Below are 14,403 nucleotides of genomic sequence, written 5' to 3' on the forward strand. Positions count from 1 at the left end.
TCACTTGAGCGCCTTCGCCCATTTTTCCGACCACGAGGTAAGGGGCGCGAGTTGCGAAAGCAGTTCGCGCCCCAGCTTTGTCAGGGCATAGCCTTCATCCGGCCTCAGCTCGACAATCAGCGCCTCCCGCAGCTCGGCCATGCGGCTGTTGAGGACGCTCGGCGAAAGCCCGCCACAGGCCGCCTGCAGCTCGCGGAAATTGAGCGGCTGCTCGCGCAGTTCCCAGACGATTCGCAAGACCCAGCGCCGCCCCAGCAGGTCGAGAAGCGCCATCACGGGGCGGCCGGTTGTCGAGCCGCGTACGCGGCGGCCCGGGCGCGGGGAGGTTTGTGTCCTGGTCATGATCGTAAGATTACCCCTTGTGCTACTAAAAGAGAAGCAGTATGTATTGCTACTGAAATGGTAGCAGGAGACGGGTATGTCGGCACGTATCGAACCGGCCGCGAGGCCCTACGACAAGGACATGGAAGAAACGCTCGAGAAGCTGATGCCGCCGGGCGTCGAACCTCTCGTCCTGTTTCGGACGCTGGCGCGCAATCCGCGTGTCTTCCGCCGCTTCATGGCGGGCGGGTTGCTCGACAAGGGAACCATTTCAATGCGTGAGCGCGAAATCGCCATCGATCGGGCATGCGCGCGCTGCGGCGGCGAGTATGAATGGGGTGTGCATATCGCGCTCTTCGCGGAACGCGTGGGTTTCGGTCCGGCGGAGGTAGCCGCTACGGTTGCGCCGGGCGCCGACGCAGAATGCTGGAATGCACGCGAAAGGCTGATCGTCCGGCTGGTCGATCAGTTGCACGAAGCAAACACTGTCGACGACGAATTATGGGCCGCCCTGAAGGGGGAGTTCAGCGACGAACAGCTGCTCGAGCTGATCGTTCTCACGGGCTTCTATCACATGGTTTCGTTCGTCGTGAACGCGACGCGGCTGCCGCTGGAAGACTATGCGGCGCGCTTTCCGGAAGCGGCGGCCTGAACAAGCAAAGAGGGCGCACTTTGCGGTGCGCCCTCTGAAATTCTTGTGCCGGCCGTTCTTTCCGCATTCGGCCTGCCGCGTCTGGATCAGATGAAACCCATCGTCACGGCGCCGACGAACAGAAACGCAAGCCCGGTCGCCAGATATCCAACCTTCATTGCCAGCATTTCAGCCTCCACTCGTCGTGGTCAGACGAAAATTTCAGGCCGAAAGACGGCTGCTCGCAAGCAAAATCGTGGCGCCTTCCCGGCCGGTCCGTGCGGGTGTCGCAAGATCGCTCGCCAAGCGATTGATTCTGCCCGAGGAATCCTCTGTGGATGAATTTCTGTCAGCTTACCCTGTTATGCGTTTCGGGCGGGGGTTGTGTCACTCGGTTTTCACCCGCGCGCATTTTCCCGTTGCGAATTGTACTTCATGAGTGGAATCGGATGACGGGCTTGCCGAGGCTTTGGCGATCCAGAAGCCGCTGCAGCACCATGGGCGCTTGCGCCAGGGGAAAGCTCGCCGCCGGTTCCGGGTCGATGCGGCCTTGTTCTATCCACGCCGTCAATGTCTTCAGAAGGGGAATATTGTCGGCCGAGTTGGCGCGGATATAGCCGCCCCAATCGACGCCGACGATCGAGCAGCGTTTCAGCAGTGCGAGGTTCAGCGGAATTTTCGGGATGGCGCCCGCCGCGAAGCCGACGACGAGATGCCGGCCGCCCGGCGCGAGGCTGCGCAAGGCGGCTTCCGAGAAATCGCCGCCGACGGGATCGTAGACGAGGTCCACATCGCGCCGCCCGGTGAGCGGCTCGAGTTCCTTGCGCCATTCCGGATTTGTGTAATCGAGGGTGAAGTCGGCGCCGCGGGCCTTTGCCGCCGCGCGCTTCTCCCCGGTGGAAGCGGCGGCGATCACGCGGGCGCCCATGGCCTTCGCGACATCTATCGCCGCCATGCCGACGCCGCCCGCAGCACCCAGCACGAGAACGGTTTCGCCCTCGCGCAAATGTCCGCAGGTCTCGAAGCCGTAAAGCGCCGTGCAATAGGAGACGATGAAGCCCGCCGCCGCTTCCGCGCTCATCCTGTCCGGCACGGGAATGCAGCTTGCGGCGGGGAGGGCGATTTTCCCGGCAAGCGCGCCGCGCGGCGAAAGCGCCATGACGCGCTTGCCCATCAGCGCATCGGGCGCCCCTTCGCCAAGCGCGACAACCTTGCCCGCGACTTCGCTGCCGGGAATGAAGGGCAGGGGCAGCTTCACCTGATAGGTGCCGGCAACGAACAGCGCGTCGACATAGCCGAGGCCCGCCGCTTCGGTTTCGATCACCACTTCGCCTTTTCGCGGCGACGGATCGTCCATCTCTTCGAGCTTGAGATCGGATGGCGCGCCATAACTGACGCAGCGGATCGCTTGCATTTGCTTTTCCCTGCCGAAGTTTCCGGCGCGCATCATGCGCGAGGCAGGCAAAGATGCAAGCGGATCAGGCCTTGCCGTAGCCGCCGCCGCCGGGCGTCTTCACAATGACGGCATCTCCCGCCGCCAGTTCGGCCTGCGCCGAACCATCGAGTAACTCGGTTCGGCCGTCGCTGCGGCGCAGTTCATTCTCGCCGGGCGCCGCGTCCTTTCCGCCCGCGAGGCCGAACGGCGCGACGATGCGATGCGTCGAGAGGATGGAAAGGCTCATCGGTTCGCGGAAGCGGATGGTGCGGATGACGCCGTCGCCGCCTTTGTGTTTGCCGCCGCCGCCCGAGCCCTTGCGAATGCTGAAATCCTCCAGCAACACGGGAAAGCGCCATTCGAGTATTTCGGGGTCGGTCAGCCGCGAATTCGTCATATGCGTCTGCACGGCATCCGCGCCGTCGAAATCGGGGCCGGCGCCCGCACCGCCGGCAATCGTTTCATAATATTGATGCCTGTCATTGCCGAAGGTGAGGTTGTTCATCGTGCCTTGCGCCGATGCCATCGCGCCGAAGGCGCCGAAAAGCGCGTCCGTCACCGCCTGGCTCGTCTCCACATTGCCGCCGACAACGGCCGCGGGATAGCGCGGGCTCAGCATCGAGCCTTCGGGAATGACTATTTCGATTGGCTTCAGGCAGCCTTCATTCAGCGGAATGTCCTCGTCCACCATGCAGCGGAAAACATAGAGCACCGCCGCGCGCGCAACGGCCGATGGCGCATTCAGGTTGCTGGCGAGCTCGCCGCTCGTGCCGCTGAAATCTATCCTTGCGCTGCGCTGCTCCTTGTCCACGGTCACGCGCACGCAGATCACCGAACCATCATCCATGCGCTGCTCGAAATGCGCATCCTTCAGCCGGTCGATTACGCGGCGGACATTTTCCTCCGCATTGTCCTGCACATGGCCCATATAGGCCTCGACGACAGGCAGGCCGAATTCGGCCACCATGCGGCGCAGTTCCCGGCTGCCTTTCTCGCAGGCGGCAATCTGGGCGCGCAGGTCCGCGATGTTCTGATCGGGATTGCGCGCGGGGTATTTCCCGCCTGCCAGCAGCGACCTCATTTCCGTCTCGTGAAAAATGCCGCCCGTCACGATGCGGAAATTGTCGATCAGCACGCCTTCTTCTTCGACGGTCCTTGAATGCGCGGGCATCGATCCGGGCGATATGCCGCCGATATCGGCGTGGTGGCCGCGCGCGGCAACATAGAAAAGCCGCTCCCGCCGGGCTTCGTCATAGACAGGCGCGACCACCGTCACATCGGGCAGGTGGGTGCCGCCATTATAAGGCGCGTTCAGCACGAAGACGTCGCCAGGTCCCATCCCGGTGTTCTGGTCGATCACCGCGCGCACGCTGGCGCCCATCGAGCCGAGGTGAACCGGCATATGCGGCGCGTTTGAAACAAGCCCGCCCTCGCGGTCGAAGACGGCGCAGGAAAAATCGAGCCGTTCTTTGATGTTGACGGAGGAGGCCGTGTTCTGAAGCGTTGCGCCCATCTGTTCGGCAATGGACATGAAGCGGTTGTTGAAAATCTCCAGCATCACAGGGTCCGCCCCCGTGCCGATCGCCACGCGCGGCGGCAGCGGCTCCGTCCGCCGCATCACCACGTCATCATCGGGCGTAATCTCGGCGCGCCAGCCGGGCTCGACGACGATCGTCTGGTTCGGCTCGACGATGAGCGCCGGCCCCGTCAGCCCGTGGCCCGGCTGCAGTGTCTCGCGAAGGAAGATTTCGGCCTCCCGCCACGCATGGGCCATGTAGATCCGGCGCCTGTCGAATGCCTCGGGCGTGCCGCTTGCGGATGCGCGTTTCGTGGCGGCGCCATCGGGCACCGCGTTCTCCTCCGCGGTCACCTCCACAGCCTCCACCACGATGCCTTTTCCCTCGAAGCTGAAGCCGAATTGAGCCTCATGCGCCTGCCTGAAGGCTTCCGCTGCCGCCTGCCGGTCCCGCGCGGAAAAATCGATCTGCAGGATGGTGTCGCTGCCTTCGTAGCGAAGGTGGAGAAGGGGCCTCGTGTTGATCGCGGCCCCGTCCACGCCCTGGCTTTCGATCTCACGCTTCGCGGCCGCCGTCAGGCTGGCGAGGGCATCGTCAAGTGCAGGCAGCAGCTTCTCGTTCAAGGGGCTCAGCACGGCGCGCACATGCGAGGCAGTGATCCTCGCCTGGCCGATGCCATAAGCGGAAAGCAGGCCGGACAAGGGATGAACATGCACGGTCGTCATGCCGAGCGCGTCGGCCACCAGGCAGGCATGCTGGCCGCCCGCGCCGCCGAAGCTCGCAAGCACATAGGAGGTCACATCATGGCCGCGCTCGACGGAGATTTTCTTGATCGCGTTGGCCATGTTCTCGACGGCAATGCGCAGGAAGCCATCGGCTACGTCTTCCGGCGTCCTGCCGCCGCCGATCCGCGCCGCGAGTTCGGCGAATTGCCGGCGCACCGTCTCCGCGTCGAGCGTCTGGTTCTGCTCCGGGCCGAAAACGGCCGGGAAGAGGTCCGGCTGCAGCTTCCCCAGCATCACATTCGCGTCGGTCACGGCAAGCGGCCCGCCGCGCCGGTATGAGGCGGGACCGGGCGTTGCGCCCGCGGATTGCGGACCCACCTGAAAGCGTCCGTCTTCATAGCGCAGGATAGAGCCGCCGCCCGCGGCAACGGTATGGATGCGAAGCATGGGCACGCGCATGCGTATGCCCGCGACCTGCGTCTCGAAGCTTCGCTCATAGTCGCCATTGTAGTGCGAGACGTCGGTGGAGGTTCCGCCCATGTCGAAGCCGATGACCCTCGCGAAGCCCGCGCGTGCCGCCGTCATGGCCGCGCCGACCACGCCGCCGGCCGGGCCGGAGAGAATGGCATCCTTCCCCTGAAAGAGGCCCGCATCGGTCAGGCCGCCGGAAGACTGCATGAAGAAGAGCCTCGTGCCGCTTTCCTCCATGTCGATTTCGGCGGCAATCCGGTCGACATAGCGGCGGAGAAGAGGGGAGAGATAGGCATCGACAACGGTCGTGTCGCCGCGCGAGACGAATTTGATGAGCGGGCTTGTGTTGTGGCTCGTCGAGATTTGCGTGAAGCCGATGTCGCGGGCCAGGCGTTCGGCTTCCGCTTCATGCGTGTGATGGCGATAGCCATGCATGAAGCAGATGGCGACGGAGCGGATGCCTTGGTCGAAGGCTCTTTGCAATGCCTCCCGGGTTTCCCCGGCGTCGAGAGGTGCGAGCACTTCCCCTTCCGCCGTCACGCGCTCGTTCACCTCCGCAACGCGCTCATAAAGCAGTTCGGGTTTTTCGATCTTCAGGCGGAAGAGGTGGGGCCGCGCCTGATAGCCGATGGCAAGCGCATCGCGAAAGCCGCGCGTGGTGAGAAACAGCGCGCGGTCGCCCTTGCGCTCAAGCAGCGCATTCGTCGCCACCGTCGTCCCCATCTTCACCGCGCCGATGCGGCCTGCGGGCAGGGGTTCGTTTCCGGGAACGGCGAGAAGATCGCGAATGCCCTGCAGGGCCGCGTCTTCATAATTCTCGGGATTTTCGGACAGGAGCTTCAGCGCATGCAGGCCGCCATCCGGCGCCCGGCCGATAATATCGGTAAATGTTCCCCCGCGATCGATCCAGAAGTCCCAGCGCGCGGAGGGCGTATGCTCTGTCGTCATGCCGCGCAACCTGCCACAGGCGGCCGGGAGCGGAAAGCCTGCGGGTTCCGCCACGTCGCATTTCCGCAAGGGGATGCTTGCATTTCGCAGGTGCGAGACTCCCGAAAACGCCTTAAGCTGTCGGCATGTCGATTTGGGGAAAAATCGCGGGCGCCGGCGTTGGCTTAGCCGTCGGTGGGCCCTTGGGTGCGCTTCTGGGAGCGGTCGCCGGGCATATCGTCGTCGACCGCGCACTCCAGGACAGCGAGGTCGTGTTCACGATCGCCCTTATCGCGCTTTCGGCGAAGATGGCGAAAGCCGACGGCGAAGTCAGCGATGCCGAGATCAGGGCCTTTGAAGAGATCTTCCAGGTGCCGCCCGGCGAGGCGAAGAATGTCTCGCGGGTCTACAAGGTGGCGCAGCAGGATGTTGCCGGCTTCGAGGCCTATGCGCGGCAGGTGGCCCGTATCTATCAGGACCGGCCCGCCGTCCTCGAAGACGTGATTGACGCGCTCTTTCATATTGCGAAGGCGGATGGTCATGTTCACGTGCAGGAGCTCGAATATCTGCGCATCGTCGCGGATATTTTCGGCTTCTCCGAAATCGAGTTCGCCCGTATCCGCGCCAGCCATCTCGGCCACGAGAAAGGCGATCCCTATCTCGTGCTCGGCATCACGCCCGGTATTTCCGATGAAGACCTCAAGAAAGCCTATCGCCGGCTGGTCCGGGAGAACCATCCGGATACGTTGATCGCGCGCGGCGTGCCGAAGGAGCTTGTGACCATCGCCAACGAGAAGCTGGCGGCGATCAATGTCGCCTATGGAAAGATCGTGGCTCAACGCGGCATCGCCGCCTAGACCACCAAGTATTCGCGAAGTATTTCCGGCGTCTTCTAAAGCCGGGGATATCCCGTCTCTCAAGCAGGGGATATCCCGTGTGCGAAGCCGGGGGATATCTCGTTTTCAAAGGCCGGGGATATCGCGTTTTCCGGGGGCGGCGGGGACAAGTTTTCCGGGAAACAGGGCCGGGAAAAGGGCACCCTAATTCCGGGTGTTGCTCTTTATGACGGTTCGATTGCAGTTTGATGACAGTCGGCCGCAAACGGGGTATTTATCCCCGCGCGGCGCCTGCGCGCCGCACCGAGCCTGACCCCCTTTTTTCTCTCTTCCGCCCTATGCGTGGGCCTGCGCCTGCGCTAACAACGGGCCGCAAGGCGCCGGCCGGACGGAGCCGCCGGAAAGACATGGATTCGCGATGACCCCCCTCCATCTGGGCTTCATGGTCCTCATCAACCTGATCTGGGGTTTCGCGCTCATTGCGGCGAAGGTCTCGCTCGACCATTTTCCGCCGCTGCTCTTCGCGGCGTTGCGCTTCACGCTGATCGTGCTGGTGCTGTTTCCGTTCCTGAAGATACATCGTGGACGGATGAAAGAGGTCATCATCATCGCGCTTTGCGCGGGGCCTGTCGGGTTCGGTTTTTTCTTTGTCGGCCTTGCGCTGTCCAATGCCTCCGTCGTCGCCGTCACCAGCCAGCTCGGCGTGCCTTTTGCCACCATCATGTCGATCTTCTTCCTGAAGGAGCAGGTCCACTGGCGGCGCTGGCTCGGTATCTCGCTCTCGTTCCTCGGCGTCATGATCATCAGCTTCGATCCCGCCGTCTTCACCTATATCGACGGACTTCTGTTCGTCGTCGCTTCCGCCCTGGTCGGCTCGGTCAGCACCATCTTCCAGCGCCAGTTGAAGAATGTCGGCGTTTTCGAGTTGCAGGCATGGATCGCGATTGCGGCGGCGCCCCTCATGCTCGGCGCCTCGGCGATCTTTGAGCGCGATCTCCTTGGGCTCGTTCTCACGGCCGATCTGCTGGATTGGGCGGGCGTCTTTTACGTCGCCTTCGCGTCCAGCCTTGTCGGTCATGCGGGCATCTACTACCTGCTGCAACGCTACGAGGTGACGCAGACGGCGCCACTCACGCTGCTGTCGCCCGTGTTTACGGTGTTTTTCGCGGTTATGCTCCTTGGCGAAGTGCTCACGTCGCGTATGCTGGTCGGCGCGCTGGTCGCCCTGACCGGCGTTCTGATCGTGTCGATAAGACAGAAGCGGATTGTGGCTACGGGACCCTGATGCACATTCCTTGCACGGAGCGGCCTTCACCCAATTTCAACGAGCGGCCGGCGGGCCGCGCTGTCGATATTCTGCTGCTGCATTATACCGGCATGGAAAGCGGCGAGGCCGCGGCCTCGCGGCTATGCGATGCGGCGGCGAAGGTCTCCGCACATTATCTCGTCGATGAGGATGGAGCGGTCACACGCATGGTGCCGGAGCATCTGCGCGCCTGGCATGCGGGTGTCGGCAACTGGGCAGGCGAGACCGATATCAACGGATGTTCGATCGGCATCGAGATCGTCAATGGCGGGCATGATTTCGGCTGTCCGCCTTATCCCGAAGCGCAGATGAAAGCGGTGGAAGCCCTTTCGCTTGAAATTCTTTCCCGCCATCCGATACAGGCGCGGCGCGTGCTCGCCCATTCGGATATCGCGCCGGCGCGAAAGGCGGACCCGGGCGAATGGTTCGACTGGGCAAGGCTCGCGCGTGCTGGCGTGGGTGTCTGGGTCGAACCGGAGCCTGTCGGAGAAGGACCCGTTCTTCGCGAGGGAGACCGTGGAGACACGGTTGCGGAGTTGCAATATCTGCTCGCCGATTACGGCTACGGGCTTGAAGTGCTTGGCCGGTACGACGAAGCGACGAAGGCTGTCGTGACGGCATTTCAGCGTCACTTCCGTCCTCAAAAAGTCGACGGGGTGGCGGATGTTTCCACCGTCACCACGCTCCGCCGGCTTCTCGAGGCCGTGAAGTCCCTCGCTTAAGGGATCAATGTGACGCGTCCGATAGCCTGACGGCTCTCGATATATTCATGAGCGGCGGCGGCTTCCTTCAACGGAAAGGACTTGTCGAGGACGACTTTCAGTTCGCCCTTTGCAATGTCGTCGATCAGTTTCTGGATGTTGTCGTGCACGCGGTCGCTGAAAATTTCGGCGCCAAGGAAGACGCCGGACAGGGACTGATTGCCGCCCATCATGGTTGAGACGTCGACGCGCATTTCTTCGCGGCCGGCATTGCCGACCATCGAGATGCGGCCCCGATAGCCAAGGGCGAGGATCGACTTCTGGAGGGTCGAGCCGCCGACGGGATCGACGACGAGGTTCACGCCGCGATTGTCGGTGAGGCGTTTTGCTTCGGCGACCAGGTCCTGCGTCTTGTAGTTGATACCGTGGTCCATGCCGTATTTCTTCAGGCTTTCGAGCCGTTCGTCGCTCGATGCCGTTGCGATGACGGTGGCGCCGGCTCTTTTTGCGATCTGGATCGCGGCCAGGCCGACGGCTCCGGCGCCTGCCTGCACGAGAACGGTTTCGCCGGGCTGCAGGCGTCCGAATTCGAAGAGGCAATCATGTGCCGTGCCGAAGGGGACGGGAATCGCCGCCGCTTCACGAATGTCCATGTTGTCGGGGACGACCCATGCGGTGCGGGCGAAGACCGAGCGCAGTTCCGCGTGAGAGCCGTGCATGTTGACGGTGGTGACGCGCTGGCCGGGCTTCAGATGCGTGACCTCGGCGCCGACTTCGACGATCGTGCCGGCCGCCTGGTAGCCGACGATGTGGGGCTTCGAGGCGAGTTCGCCGCGCGCGCGGTTCAGCGTATCGCCGCCTTCGATGCTGACGGCTTCGACCTTGATGACGATGCCCTGAGGCAGGCATTCGGGGTCGGGCACGTCCTCGTATTTCAATACGCTCGGCGGACCGTTCTCGTAATAGACCGCAGCTTTCATTTTGTTTCTCCCGGTACTGAGTTTCTGTCCTGCCCCATATCGGTACGGGCGGCGGCAATCGCAATAGCCTTGACCTACGCGCCTTTTAGGCCCATTTCCACTCCGTCAGATGGCCGGATGGCCGCTGCGTGCAAGCGCAGAGGAAAGTCCGGGCTCCACGGAAACACGGTGCCGGTTAATGGCCGGCGGGGGCGACCTCAGGGAAAGTGCCACAGAAAGCAAACCGCCGGTCCTTCGGGGCCGGTAAGGGTGAAAGGGTGCGGTAAGAGCGCACCGCGCGGACGGTAACGGACGCGGCACGGCAAACCCCACCGGGAGCAAAACCAAATAGGGGCGGCATTTCAGGCATTTAGCCTGACAACCCGTTTCCGGGCCGCCGCCCGGGTTGGTTGCTCGAGGCGTCCGGCAACGGGCGTCCCAGATGAATGGCCATCGCCCGCAAGGGCACAGAACCCGGCTTACAGGCCATCTGACACCTTCTCTGTCATTGAACTGTCATCAAACTGTCACAAACACGTTTTGAGGGGAAACGTGGAAGGAGCAACGCGTGACGCGCGCCGGATCGTGCCGGGTGGAGGAGGATGTAGTGGCGAGGGGGAGGCGGCGTCCCGGACTGGCACGAAGCGAGTATTGAAGCAGATGAATGTTCTATTTATGTTCTCAAAGTATTTGCAATTTTAACGACCTGTTAAGCATGTCGAATGGCGCGCAAAACCGCGAAAATACTAGGCTTTCCCGTTGACGCCCATAGTATCCCATGCTATCCCATGATGTCCCGTAAACGGCCATGCTGCCCCGAATGGCACCTGCCGGTCCCGCGGACAATGGACGCTCCATGGCAGGGGGCGGTCCGATAGAGGGAGTAGTCGGACGATGAACTCGTTCCGGGGGCGTTACACGAACAAGATCGACTCGAAGGGACGCGTTTCCGTTCCTGCGAAGTTTCGTGCCGTCTCGATCGCCCAGGGACTCAACGGGATCATCTGCTTTCCGCCGTTGAGCGAGGGCAAGTTCATCGAGGGCTGCGGCCCCGCCTTTTCCGAAGAAATCGACCGAATGCTCGACCGGCTGGACCCGTTCTCCGAGGAGCGCGACATGCTTGCCTCCGTGCTGCTCGGCGAGAGCGCGGAGCTGATGTTCGACGCGGATGGACGCGTGAACCTGCCGGACAATCTGCGCGAACTGGCCGGGCTCACCGATGAGGTGGTTTTCGTCGGTGCCGGCCCGCGCTTCCAGATCTGGGAACCCGGCGCTTATGCGGCCTTTGCGGTCGAGGCGCAGAAACGGGTTCCGGGCTTCCGCGAATTGCTGAAATCAACACAAGCTTCCCTGCGACCTGAGGGCGGGGGCGGCCGATGAGCGATAACGGCCAGAACAGCGCCTCCCCCCATATCCCGGTGATGCTGGCCGATGTGCTCGATGTGCTGAAGCCCCGCGATGGCGGCGTATATGTAGACGGCACTTTCGGCGCGGGCGGCTATACGCGCGCGATCCTCGGCTCGGCCGATTGCGCGGTGCTGGCGATCGACCGCGACCCGACGGCGATCCTTCGCGGCCGCGCGCTCGCAACCGAATTCGCCGGCCGGCTGACGCTGATCGAAGGCCGCTTCGGCGACATGAAGCGCCTCGTTCGCGAACTCGGTCATGGCACGGTCGACGGTGTGGTGCTCGATATCGGCGTTTCGTCGATGCAGCTCGACCAGGCGGAGCGGGGCTTCTCGTTCCAGCAGGACGGGCCGCTCGACATGCGCATGGGCGGCGAGGGGCCTTCCGCCGCCGATGTGGTCAATCATTTCGACGAAGCCGATCTCGCGCGCATCATCGCCGTCTATGGCGAGGAGAAGCGGGCGCGGGCGGTGGCGCGCGCCATCGTGGCGGCACGGCAGACGGCGGAACTCCACCGCACGCTCGAGCTTGCAGATCTTGTCGCCAGTGTCATCCACCGCAAGCCGCAGGACCGTATTCACCCCGCGACACGGACCTTCCAGGCGCTGCGCATCTTCGTGAATGACGAACTGGGCGAGCTCGCACGCGGGCTCTCCGGCGCGGAAGACCTGCTGCATGAGGGCGGCCGGCTTGCCGTCGTTGCCTTTCATTCGCTCGAAGACCGGATCGTGAAGCGCTTCCTCACGGCGCGGACGGGGCGGGCAGGCCGGGCCAACCGCTACATGCCGGAACGCGACGAAGTGGCACCGTCTTTCCGCGAAATCGCGCACAAGGCGATGAAGGCATCGGAAGAGGAAGTCGAGATCAATGTCCGCGCGCGTTCCGCAAAGCTGAGGGCGGCGGAACGCACGGCCGCACCCGCGCTGCCGCTCGACCTGGCCGCGCTCGGCTTTCGCGCCGTTCCCACGCTCGATGGGAGCCTCGCATGATCCGCATCATCAACCTTCTTCTCGTCATGGCGGTGATCGGCCTATCGGTGGGTCTCTACGACATCAAGTATCGCGCCGAGAGCGCCGACCGGCAGGCGCGCCAGCTCGAGCAGCGGATTGCGAAGGAACAGGAAGCGATTCGTGTGCTCCGCGCCGAGTGGAGCTATCTGAACCAGCCCGAAAGGCTGCAGGAGCTTGCCGCGCGCTATTCGGCGCTGAAGCCGCTGACGGCGGCGCAGATCGGCTCCTTCGAGGACGTACCGATGCCGCATATGGCGGATGAATTTTATGCGCCGTCGAACCGCCAGCCGCTCGGCGGCTATGCGGGCGTTGCCGTGTCCGGCATGACAGGGAGTACCGTCAGATGATCGGCCGCCGCACAGACACGAGGTCTTCCGCACGCTACCTGCCGCTCGGTTATGACGCCATCGCCAAGCCGCGCCAGCAGCGAGCGGGCGAGGGCGCGAGCGGCCGTACGCCGTCGCAGCGCCGGATTTTTCTCGCGCTCACGATTTTCGTCGCCTGTTTCACGCTGGTCGGCGCGCGGCTGGTCGGCCTTGCGATCGTCGGCAACAGCATGGAAAGCACCATCATCGCCGCCGGCCCGACGCAGATCCACCGGCCCGATGTCGTCGACCGCAATGGCGAGGTAATGGCGACGGATATCGCGACGGCATCGCTGTTTGCGGATGGGCGCTATGTGATCGATCCGGTGGAAACGGCGCAACAGCTTGTGAGTGTGCTTCCCGACCTCGACGCGGCGGATGTGGCGCGGAAGCTCGCTTCCGGCAAAGCCTTTATCTGGCTGAAGCGCGACCTTACGCCGAAGCAGCAATACGCGGTTCACTATCTCGGCCTGCCTGGCCTCGACTTCCGCAATGAGAAGCGGCGCGTCTATCCGAACGGCAAGACGGGCTCCAACGTGCTCGGCATGGTCGATCTCGACAATCGCGGCACGGCGGGCATCGAACGCTACATGGACCGTGAACTGGCGCGCAGGGACGAATTCGACTTGCCGCGTTTCGATCGCGGCACAACCGTCATGCTGTCTCTCGACCTGCATGTTCAACATGCGCTGCGCGACGAGCTCGAAAAGGCAATGAGGGAATTCAGCGCGCTCGGCGCGGCGGGCGTCATCATGGATGTGCATACGGGCGAAGTGGTGGCCATGACTTCGCTGCCGGATTTCGATCCGAACGATCCGATGTCGTCTCCCGATGAAACGCGTTTCAACCGGGCGACGCTCGGCGTTTATGAAATGGGTTCGGTCTTCAAGGCGGTGACGCTTGCTGCCGCGCTGGACAGCGGCAAGGTGGATCTCAATGGCAGCTTCGACGCGACGAAGCCCTTGAAGGTCGCGCGCTTCACCATTCACGATTTCCATGCCGAGAACCGCTGGCTCAGCGTGCCGGAAGTCTTCATCCATTCGTCGAATATCGGCACGGCGAAAATCGCCCTGCAGCTCGGCGGCGAGGAGCACCGGGCCTATCTCGGCCGCTTCGGCCTTCTCACGCGGCCGGATATCGAGCTGCCGGAGGCGGGGGCGCCGCTGCTGCCCGCGCGCTGGGGCGAGCTTGCCACGATCACGACATCATACGGCCACGGCATTGCCGTGACGCCGCTGCAAGTAGTGAGCGCGGTGTCGACCATCGTGAATGGCGGCTTCAAGGTGAAGCCGACTTTCCTGCGCCACAACGAACCGCGGCTCGGAGAGCGCGTGGTCTCGACGGAAACGAGCAACGTAATGCGCGGTCTGCTGCGGATGGTTGTTGCCGAGGGCACGGGCAAGAAGGCGGATGTGCCGGGCTTTCCGGTGATGGGAAAGACGGGCACGGCGGAAAAGCCGGAAAACGGACGCTATGCACGCAACAAGCTCATCACTTCCTTCATCAGCGCCTTTCCGGCGAACGATCCCCGCTACGCCATGATCGTGATGTTCGATGAGCCCAAGGCAACCAAGGACACATATGGGTACGCGACCGCCGGCTGGAACGCGGCGCCGGTAACGGCGCGCGTGGTGTCGCGCGTTGCGCCGCTGCTCGGCATTCGGCCGGCCCCGAAGGCGCTGCCGGAGGGATTGAGGGAGGCGAAGCTTGTGTCCTTCGAGACGATGACGGGCGGACAGTGAGAAGAAAAGTGCCGGCAATGACCGGCGCAAGTTGACGAGACGATAGACGG

At 63.3% G+C, this 14,403-nt stretch carries 12 protein-coding genes and 1 other RNA gene; 9 read left to right on the forward strand and 4 right to left on the reverse strand.

Annotated elements, in window-relative coordinates:
- Entirely contained in the window at positions 1 to 342 is a 342-nt protein-coding gene (locus tag PLAV_RS12180; RefSeq protein WP_012111322.1) for a winged helix-turn-helix transcriptional regulator, read from the reverse strand.
- A gap of 76 nt (positions 343 to 418) precedes the next feature.
- On the opposite strand from PLAV_RS12180, the gene PLAV_RS12185 reads away from it, so the two are divergent.
- Positions 419 to 973, forward strand: a complete 555-nt coding sequence (locus PLAV_RS12185; RefSeq protein WP_012111323.1) for a carboxymuconolactone decarboxylase family protein — start codon at positions 419 to 421, stop codon at positions 971 to 973.
- A 412-nt stretch (positions 974 to 1,385) separates the two neighbouring features.
- Here PLAV_RS12185 and PLAV_RS12190 read toward each other — a convergent pair whose 3' ends face one another.
- On the reverse strand, positions 1,386 to 2,366 hold the full coding sequence (locus PLAV_RS12190) for an NADPH:quinone oxidoreductase family protein (protein ID WP_012111324.1): 981 nt from the start codon (positions 2,364 to 2,366) through the stop codon (positions 1,386 to 1,388).
- Between the two features lie 64 nt (positions 2,367 to 2,430).
- The gene (locus PLAV_RS12195) at positions 2,431 to 6,048 is read right to left on the reverse strand and encodes a hydantoinase B/oxoprolinase family protein (protein ID WP_012111325.1); all 3,618 of its coding nucleotides are present in this window, start codon (positions 6,046 to 6,048) and stop codon (positions 2,431 to 2,433) included.
- Positions 6,049 to 6,173: 125 nt separating this feature from the next.
- On the opposite strand from PLAV_RS12195, the gene PLAV_RS12200 reads away from it, so the two are divergent.
- The 3 genes from PLAV_RS12200 to PLAV_RS12210 all read left to right on the forward strand — a co-directional run bounded on the left by PLAV_RS12200 (position 6,174) and on the right by PLAV_RS12210 (position 8,891).
- Entirely contained in the window at positions 6,174 to 6,884 is a 711-nt protein-coding gene (locus tag PLAV_RS12200) for a TerB family tellurite resistance protein (RefSeq protein ID WP_012111326.1), read from the forward strand.
- Between the two features lie 397 nt (positions 6,885 to 7,281).
- Positions 7,282 to 8,148, forward strand: a complete 867-nt coding sequence (locus PLAV_RS12205; protein ID WP_012111327.1) for a DMT family transporter — start codon at positions 7,282 to 7,284, stop codon at positions 8,146 to 8,148.
- Positions 8,148 to 8,891: a peptidoglycan recognition protein family protein gene (locus tag PLAV_RS12210; protein ID WP_012111328.1), complete on the forward strand. Its 744-nt coding sequence runs from the start codon at positions 8,148 to 8,150 to the stop codon at positions 8,889 to 8,891. Before PLAV_RS12205 ends, PLAV_RS12210 begins: the two co-directional genes overlap by 1 nt.
- On the opposite strand, the gene PLAV_RS12215 is transcribed toward PLAV_RS12210, so the two are convergent.
- On the reverse strand, positions 8,888 to 9,850 hold the full coding sequence (locus tag PLAV_RS12215) for a quinone oxidoreductase family protein (protein WP_012111329.1): 963 nt from the start codon (positions 9,848 to 9,850) through the stop codon (positions 8,888 to 8,890). The two genes, PLAV_RS12210 and PLAV_RS12215, sit on opposite strands and share 4 nt — an antisense overlap.
- A 105-nt stretch (positions 9,851 to 9,955) precedes the next feature.
- Between PLAV_RS12215 and rnpB the strand changes: the two genes are divergently transcribed.
- The 5 genes from rnpB (at position 9,956) to PLAV_RS12235 (ending at position 14,353) form a co-directional block, all read left to right on the forward strand.
- Positions 9,956 to 10,327, forward strand: an RNA gene (rnpB, locus tag PLAV_RS19180) — RNase P RNA component class A.
- A 396-nt stretch (positions 10,328 to 10,723) separates the two neighbouring features.
- Positions 10,724 to 11,209, forward strand: a complete 486-nt coding sequence (locus tag PLAV_RS12220; protein ID WP_012111330.1) for a division/cell wall cluster transcriptional repressor MraZ — start codon at positions 10,724 to 10,726, stop codon at positions 11,207 to 11,209.
- Complete coding sequence (gene rsmH / locus PLAV_RS12225) at positions 11,206 to 12,225, forward strand: 16S rRNA (cytosine(1402)-N(4))-methyltransferase RsmH (RefSeq protein WP_012111331.1); 1,020 nt, start codon at positions 11,206 to 11,208, stop codon at positions 12,223 to 12,225. The genes PLAV_RS12220 and rsmH overlap by 4 nt, the downstream gene beginning before the upstream one ends.
- Positions 12,222 to 12,593, forward strand: a complete 372-nt coding sequence (gene ftsL, locus PLAV_RS12230; RefSeq protein WP_012111332.1) for a cell division protein FtsL — start codon at positions 12,222 to 12,224, stop codon at positions 12,591 to 12,593. Before rsmH ends, ftsL begins: the two co-directional genes overlap by 4 nt.
- Complete coding sequence (locus tag PLAV_RS12235; protein ID WP_012111333.1) at positions 12,590 to 14,353, forward strand: peptidoglycan D,D-transpeptidase FtsI family protein; 1,764 nt, start codon at positions 12,590 to 12,592, stop codon at positions 14,351 to 14,353. Before ftsL ends, PLAV_RS12235 begins: the two co-directional genes overlap by 4 nt.
- Positions 14,354 to 14,403 lie beyond the last annotated feature (50 nt).

This window comes from Parvibaculum lavamentivorans DS-1 (assembly GCF_000017565.1).
Lineage (GTDB): Bacteria > Pseudomonadota > Alphaproteobacteria > Parvibaculales > Parvibaculaceae > Parvibaculum > Parvibaculum lavamentivorans.

Bases quoted from the DNA above. Each gene is read 5' to 3' on its own strand.
- PLAV_RS12210 (WP_012111328.1), top strand. From the start codon at position 8,148: ATGCACATTCCTTGCACGGAGCGGCCTTCACCCAATTTCAACGAGCGG.
- rsmH (WP_012111331.1), top strand. From the start codon at position 11,206: ATGAGCGATAACGGCCAGAACAGCGCCTCCCCCCATATCCCGGTGATG.
- PLAV_RS12235 (WP_012111333.1), top strand. From the start codon at position 12,590: ATGATCGGCCGCCGCACAGACACGAGGTCTTCCGCACGCTACCTGCCG.
- PLAV_RS12180 (WP_012111322.1), bottom strand. From the start codon at position 342: ATGACCAGGACACAAACCTCCCCGCGCCCGGGCCGCCGCGTACGCGGC.
- PLAV_RS12215 (WP_012111329.1), bottom strand. From the start codon at position 9,850: ATGAAAGCTGCGGTCTATTACGAGAACGGTCCGCCGAGCGTATTGAAA.
- PLAV_RS12185 (WP_012111323.1), top strand. From the start codon at position 419: ATGTCGGCACGTATCGAACCGGCCGCGAGGCCCTACGACAAGGACATG.
- PLAV_RS12220 (WP_012111330.1), top strand. From the start codon at position 10,724: ATGAACTCGTTCCGGGGGCGTTACACGAACAAGATCGACTCGAAGGGA.
- PLAV_RS12190 (WP_012111324.1), bottom strand. From the start codon at position 2,366: ATGCAAGCGATCCGCTGCGTCAGTTATGGCGCGCCATCCGATCTCAAG.
- PLAV_RS12205 (WP_012111327.1), top strand. From the start codon at position 7,282: ATGACCCCCCTCCATCTGGGCTTCATGGTCCTCATCAACCTGATCTGG.
- PLAV_RS12200 (WP_012111326.1), top strand. From the start codon at position 6,174: ATGTCGATTTGGGGAAAAATCGCGGGCGCCGGCGTTGGCTTAGCCGTC.
- PLAV_RS12195 (WP_012111325.1), bottom strand. From the start codon at position 6,048: ATGACGACAGAGCATACGCCCTCCGCGCGCTGGGACTTCTGGATCGAT.
- ftsL (WP_012111332.1), top strand. From the start codon at position 12,222: ATGATCCGCATCATCAACCTTCTTCTCGTCATGGCGGTGATCGGCCTA.